Raw genomic sequence first — 6,449 nt, 5'->3', positions numbered from 1 at the left:
TCGGGCCGCGCCGGCCCTGCCGGGGGCCGGCGCGCAAACGCGCCGTCCAGGGCCGACGCGGCCCGATCCTCAACCGCCGGCGAAGCTGCACCCCCTCGCCCTGCGGCTCGCGCCTCCGGTCCGGGGGAAGGCGGCGCGGGCCGCGCTGGGCGCGGCCTTCTTCCCAACCCGAGGCTTGCTCGGGCGGAAGTGCCGCCCGTATCAGGCGATCCGGTCGCCGTTGCCGTCGAAGAGATGGAGGCGATCGGCGGGCATGGTCACCGTGACGCTCTCCTGCGGCGTGAGGTAGCGCCGATCGGTGGTCAGCGCCTTGAACGGCTGGTCCTGGAGCCGCAGGTGCAGGATGATCCCGTGCCCCGTCGGCTCCACCAGTTCCACCGCCGCGGCGAGGCCGCCTTCGCCGCCGAGCCCCACATGCTCGGGGCGCACGCCGACGGTGATCGCACTCCCGTCCGGCAGATCGATCGCACGTTCGACCGGCAGGACGCTGTCGGCCTTAAGGCGGACGGCGCGCGCGCCGGCATCCCAGCGGCCGGGAAGGAAATTCATGCCCGGCGAGCCGATGAAGCCCGCGACGAAGAGATTGGCCGGGCGGTCGTAGAGATCGAGCGGCGAGCCGACCTGCTGGATGATGCCGCCGTGCATGGCGACGATGCGGTCGGCGAGCGTCATCGCCTCGACCTGATCGTGGGTGACATAGATCGAGGTGGCGCCGAGGCCGGCGTGGAGCTTGCGGATCTCGGCGCGCATCTGCTCGCGGAGGCGGGCGTCCAGGTTTGAGAGCGGCTCGTCGAAGAGGAAGGCCTTGGGCGCACGCACGATGGCGCGGCCCATGGCGACGCGCTGGCGCTGGCCGCCGGAGAGCGCCTTGGGCTTGCGGGCGAGGAAGGCGTCGAGCCCGAGCTTCCGGGAGGCGGCCTCGAGCTTCTCGGCGACCGTGGCCTTGGGCGTCTTCTTCAGGCGCAGGCTGTAGGTCATGTTCTCGGCCACGGTCATGTGCGGGTAGAGCGCATAGCTCTGGAACACCATGGCGATGTCGCGCGCCTTCGGGGCGAGATCGTTCACGACGCGGCCGCCGATCGCGATGGTGCCGGCGCTGATCGCCTCGAGGCCGGCGATCATGCGCAGGAGCGTGGACTTGCCGCAGCCCGAAGGCCCGACGAGCACGATGAACTCGCCGTCGCGGATCGAGAGGTCGATGTCGGTCAGGACCGGCGCATGGCCGCCGTAGGCCTTGGAGACGGCGCGGATGTCGATGGTGGCCATGGGGCTATCCCTTCACGGCGCCGGCGGTCAGGCCCTGGACCAGATACCGCTGGATGAGGAGGAAGAAGAGGCAGGCGGGGATGAGCGCGAGCACGCCCGCCGCCATCATCTGCCCGAAATCGACCGAGAACTTCGAGACGAAGGAGAGCAGCCCCACCGGGAAGGTCGCCTTCTCGTTTGAGGAGATGAGCATGAGCGCGAAGATCATCTCGCTCCAGGCCGCGGTGAAGACGAAGCCCACTGTGGCGGCGATGCCGGGCAGGGTCAGGGGCAGGATGATCTGGCGGAAGGCGCCGAAGCGCGAGGCGCCGTCGATCATCGCCGCCTCCTCGAGGTCGCGCGGAATGCCGTCGAAGAAGGATTGCATCAGGAAGCAGGCGAAGGGGACGTTGAAGGCGACATAGACCACCACGAGGCCGGTCAGCGAATTGGTGAGCCCGAGCGGCGAGAGCAGCTTGAAGATCGGCGCCACCAGCATGACGAGCGGGAACATCTGGGTGACGAGCAGGAGCCCCGAGACCGTCAGCTTGCCGCGGAAGGCGAAGCGCGAGAGCGCGTAGCCGGCGAAGCCGGCGAGCGCGGTCGCGACGAAGGCGGTCGCCAGGGAGACGATCAGGCTGTTGCGGAAGAAGAGCGGGAAGTCCGAATGGGCGAGCACGAACCGGAAATGCTCGAAGGTCGTGCGCGACGGCCAGAGCCGGATGCCCTCGGAATAGAGCAGGTCGTTCGGGGTCACCGAGACCTTGACCAGCCAGAAGAGCGGGAAGAGCGCGAAGGCGATATAGGCGAGGATCGCGAGGCGGTGGGCGAGGGTGCCGATGGCGCGCATCTACTTGTCCCGGTCGATGAGGCGCTGGCGCAGCAGCAGGATGAGCAGGGCATAGGCGAGCAGCAGGAAGAGCAGGACGAGCGAGATCGCCGAGGCATAGCCGAAGTCGAGCCGCTTGAACGCCTGGGTGAAGATGTAGCTCGCCACCGTCTGGGTGCGGTCCGCCGGGCCGCCGCCGGTCATGACGATGATCAGGTCGGTGAAGTTCGCGACCCAGACCGTGCGCAGGAGCACGGTGATCGCGATCACCGGCGCGAGGAAGGGCAGCGTGATCGACCAGAAGCGCTGGAACGGATTGGCGCCGTCGATGGCGGCGGCTTCGTAGAGATCGGAGGGGATCGACTGGAGCGCGGCGAGCAGCGTGATCGCGAAGAAGGGGATGCCCCACCAGACCGCGGCGGTGATCGGCCCCCAGAGCGCGAGGTTCGGGTCGGAGAGGATGTTGCTCGGCTCCGCGAGCAGGCCGAGCGCATGGAGCCAGTGCGGCAGCGGGCCGATGGTCGGGTTGAAGAGCCAGGCCCAGTTGAGGCCGGTCAGGAAGGTCGGCACCGCCCAGGGCAGGAACACCAGCGCCTGCGCGATGCCGCGTCCGCGGAAGGGCGTGTCGAGCAGAAGTGCGAGGACCAGCCCGAAGAGCAGCTGGATGAGCACCGTCAGGACCGTCCACCAGAAGGTGTTGACCAGCGCCACCCGGAAGGCCTTGTCCCCGGCGAGCGCGCGGAAATGGTCGAGCCCGACGAAACCGCCGGAGAAGGGGTTGAGGATCTGCACGTCGCGGAACGCATAGGAGATGCCGACGACGAGCGGCACCAGCATGACCGCGGCGATGACGATCAGCGCCGGCGCGCTGTAGAGCCAGGGCTCGGCCCGGTCGCCGAGCCGCTGCAGGAAGGGCCGCCGGGGGGCAGGGGTCATCGGGAGCACGCCTCGAACGGGGCCCGGCGTCCGGGGCCGCGCGCGCCCCGGACGCCGGAGACGACGCTACTGGGAAATGTACTTCTGTTGCGCCTTGGTCAGGTAATCCGCCCATTCCGCCGCGAGCTCCTCGGGCGTGATCTCGCCCAGGAGCGCCTTCTGCCCGGAGGAGATCGCCAGGCTGTCCTTGAAGAAGGCGAATTCCTCGAGCCAGGTCGGCATGGTCGTCGGCTCTACGTCCGGATCGGCGAGCTCATCGAACCAGCCCTTGAAGGCCTCGCTCTGGTAGAAGGGATCGTTCTCGGCCGATTTCAGCGCCGGCAGCGCGCCGGTCATCTTGTTCCAGGGCACGTTGCCCTCCGGCCCCTCGAGCGTGGCGATGAGCTTCCAGGCGAGATCCTTGTGCTCGCTCGGCTCCATCAGCGACCAGCCGGCATAGCCGATCGTCGGGAAGGCCTTGCCGCTCGGCCCCTTCGGGAAGGTGGTCACGCCGTATTGCTCGGGCTTCATGCGCTCGGCGATGGCGATGAGCGCGTCCGGATCCTGGTCGAGGAAGGCGCATTGGCCGGTGTAGAAGCCGGCGACGATCTCGTTGAAGCCCCAGTTGACGCTGTCCTTGGGCGCGAGCCCGTCCTTGTAGAGGTCGATGAACCAGGTGAGGCCCTCGACCCAGCCCTCGCTGTCGTAGGTCGAGTTCCCCTCCTCGTCGAAGAAGACGTTGTCGCCCGCCACCGTCGCGGGGAACATCACCCAGCCGTTGAGGCCGCCCGGGCCGCCGCGCATGCAATAGCCGGCCTTGCCCGGAAGCGCCGAGACCTTCTCGGCGGCGGCGCGGAACTCGTCGATCGTGGTCGGCACTTCCTCGACGCCCGCCTCCGCGAGCAGGTCCTTGTTGTAGAACATCGCCCGCAGGTAGAAGCCGTAGGGCAGCATCACCGGCTTGTCGTCGACCTGGCCGAGGGCCACGGCGCGCTCGGAGAGGTCGTCGGTATGCTCCCATTCCGCGAGATAGGGCGAGAGGTCGGCGAGCAGGCCGTTGCCGGCATAGAGCGAGACCCAGGTGTCGGGCATCTCGATCACGTCCGGAATGTCGCCGGCCGAGACCATGGTGGCGAATTTCTGGAAGGCCTCGCCCCAGGGCAGCGAGATGATCTCGACGGTCGTGCCGGGGTTCGCCGCTTCGAACTCCGCGACGATGCCCTTCAGCGTCTCCGTGCGCTGCGGGCTGGTGATCACCTCGACGAGCTTCAGCGTCTCGGCCGAAACCGGCCCGGCGAGCAGGGCGGCGAGGGCGGCGGTGGTGAACAGTCTCTTCATTGCTTCGGTCCCCTGTTGAAATCCGGCTGGTGATGCGCCGCCTCGAATCCGGCGACGAGATCGGCCCAAAGCGCCTCGGTGCCCTCGAGGCCGACATGGATGCGAACGGAACGCGGGCTGATGCCGAAGGCATGGGCCGAGTTCGGCCTGGCCTTCTGCTGGAGCACGACTTCGGCCGGCACCACGAGGCTCTCGTAGCCGCCCCAGCTCACCCCGAGCTTGAAGAGGCGCAGCGCGTCGCAGAAGGCGCGGACGTCGATGCCTTCGGCCAGCTCGAAGGAAAAGAGCCCCGAGGTGCCGCGCAGCCCCGGCGGCAATGTGCCGAGGCCGGGGTGGTTGACGCCCACGACCTCCGGCCGCGCGGCGAGGCGGAGCGCGAGGGCGAGCGCGGATTCCTGATGGGCCCGCATCCTGATCGGCAGCGTCCGCAGCCCGCGGACCAGGAGCCAGGCGTCGAAGGGCGCGAGCCGCCCGCCGACATAGGGATATTGCTCGCCCCGCAGGCGGTCGATCAGCGCGCGCGGGCCGGCGACGACGCCGGCGACGACGTCGCTGTGGCCGCCGATGTATTTCGAGGCCGAATGCAGCACGAGATCGACCCCGAGGGCGAGCGGGTTCTGGAAGACCGGCGTCGCCCAGCTGTTGTCGATGATCGAGAGGACGCCGGCCGCCCTCGCGGCGGCGGCGAGGGCGCCGACGTCGAGGGCCTCGATCTGCCAGCTGGTCGGGCTCTCGAGATAGAGGAGCCGCGCGCCGTCGAGCGCGGCGGCCAGTGCCTCGGGATCGCGGCCGTCGACATAGGCCACCGTCACGTTCAGGCGGGACAGCAGCGTGCCGAAGAGGCGGAAGGCGTCGGGATAGACGTTGCGGACCGCGACGATGCGGTCGCCGGGGCCGACGAAGGAGAGAACCGCCGCCGAGATCGCCGCCATGCCGCTCGCGAAGCCCAGCGCATCCTCGGCGCCCTCGAGCGCGGCGATCATTTCCTCGAAGAGCCGGACGGTCGGGTTGAGGCCGCGGCTGTAGATCGGCCGCTCGATCTCGCCGCGATAGGCGGCGACCATCTCGTCGTAGCTCCCGAAGGTGAAGAGCGAGGTCTGCACGATCGGCGGGGCGACGGCCGAGAAGGCATGGGTCTCGTCATGGGTGACGAGGAGGCGGGCCGCCTCGACGGGATCGGGTTCCAGGTCGTGTCGGGAGATCGTCATCGGCTCATGTCCCGGATGTCCTCTTCGACGATGTCCAGAATGGCGCGGGTGTGCCGGGCGGCGGCGGCTGCGTCGCCGTCGCGGATCGCTTCGAAGAGCTTGCGGTGGAACGGGAAGGATCGGCCGGCGAAATCCGGCCGGTCGAAGGGCTGGTCCCAGAAGCGCTCGAAATGGCCGCGGAGCTGTTCGAGCACCTGGCCGAAGAGCGGATTGCCGCTCGCCTGGTAGATCGTGAGATGGAAGGCGAGGTCGGCCGGGCCGGAGGTGCCCTCGCTGAGATGCACCCGCTCCATTTCCTCGAGGGTGTCGGACATGCGCACGATGTCCTCGGGCGTGCGGCGCCGGGCGGCGGCCATCGAGGCCTCGACCTCGATGCCGCGGCGGACCTCGAGGGTCAGCATCAGGCCGTCGGCGAGGTTGTGCGCCTCGATCGACAGCGGCAGGTGCAGGGTATGGGCCGATACCGGCTTGCGGACATAGGTCCCGCTGCCGATGCGGGCCTCGAGCACGCCGAGGGCCTGCATCTGGCTCACCGCCTCGCGCAGGCTTGACCGGCCGATGCCGAGCGCCGCCATCAGCTCGCGCTCGGAGGGGAGCCGGTCCCCGGCTTCGAGCCCGGCCTCGTCGATGTAGCGCGACAGCGCCTCGGCCACCTGCCGCGCCCGTCCGAGCGGGGGCAGGACGTCGAGCTGCGGCCGGGGTCTGGAAGCTGGCGGCACCGATGATTCCCTCTCGAGTCATCAGACGTCAGACGACATGACTTGGCAAGTGGGCGCTTCGAAACCGGCAGGGCGATCGAATCTGGAGTTCATTCTTTCTTCCTCGACGGTCCCCCTATGAAATGCGGGCAGCGCCCGCCTGGGGCGGGGCGGGCGCTGCCCGGCGGTGCCCGCCGGGCGGGATGGTTGCGCTGG

The 6,449-nt window shown here is 69.1% G+C and carries 6 protein-coding genes; all 6 read right to left on the bottom strand.

From position 1 onward, the window contains the following. Positions 1-201 precede the first annotated feature (201 nt). Positions 202-1,266 carry an ABC transporter ATP-binding protein gene (locus V7050_RS16960; RefSeq protein WP_324368243.1) on the bottom strand — a complete coding sequence of 355 codons (1,065 nt, stop codon included), beginning with the start codon at positions 1,264-1,266 and terminating at the stop codon, positions 202-204. A 4-nt stretch (positions 1,267-1,270) separates the two neighbouring features. Continuing rightward, positions 1,271-2,095, bottom strand: a complete 825-nt coding sequence (locus tag V7050_RS16955) for a carbohydrate ABC transporter permease (protein WP_324368245.1) — start codon at positions 2,093-2,095, stop codon at positions 1,271-1,273. Continuing rightward, positions 2,096-3,010 carry a carbohydrate ABC transporter permease gene (locus V7050_RS16950; RefSeq protein WP_324368247.1) on the bottom strand — a complete coding sequence of 305 codons (915 nt, stop codon included), beginning with the start codon at positions 3,008-3,010 and terminating at the stop codon, positions 2,096-2,098. 66 nt (positions 3,011-3,076) lie between these two features. Beyond that, the gene (locus V7050_RS16945) at positions 3,077-4,327 is read right to left on the bottom strand and encodes an ABC transporter substrate-binding protein (RefSeq protein ID WP_324368249.1); all 1,251 of its coding nucleotides are present in this window, start codon (positions 4,325-4,327) and stop codon (positions 3,077-3,079) included. Beyond that, positions 4,324-5,535 carry a PLP-dependent transferase gene (locus V7050_RS16940; protein WP_324368251.1) on the bottom strand — a complete coding sequence of 404 codons (1,212 nt, stop codon included), beginning with the start codon at positions 5,533-5,535 and terminating at the stop codon, positions 4,324-4,326. The genes V7050_RS16945 and V7050_RS16940 overlap by 4 nt, the downstream gene beginning before the upstream one ends. Next, the gene (locus V7050_RS16935) at positions 5,532-6,254 is read right to left on the bottom strand and encodes a FadR/GntR family transcriptional regulator (RefSeq protein WP_324368253.1); all 723 of its coding nucleotides are present in this window, start codon (positions 6,252-6,254) and stop codon (positions 5,532-5,534) included. Before V7050_RS16935 ends, V7050_RS16940 begins: the two co-directional genes overlap by 4 nt. Positions 6,255-6,449 lie beyond the last annotated feature (195 nt).

This window comes from Amaricoccus sp. (assembly GCF_036846665.1).
Classification (GTDB): Bacteria; Pseudomonadota; Alphaproteobacteria; order Rhodobacterales; family Rhodobacteraceae; genus Amaricoccus.
This window is presented reverse-complemented; position numbering and strand designations above follow the sequence as displayed.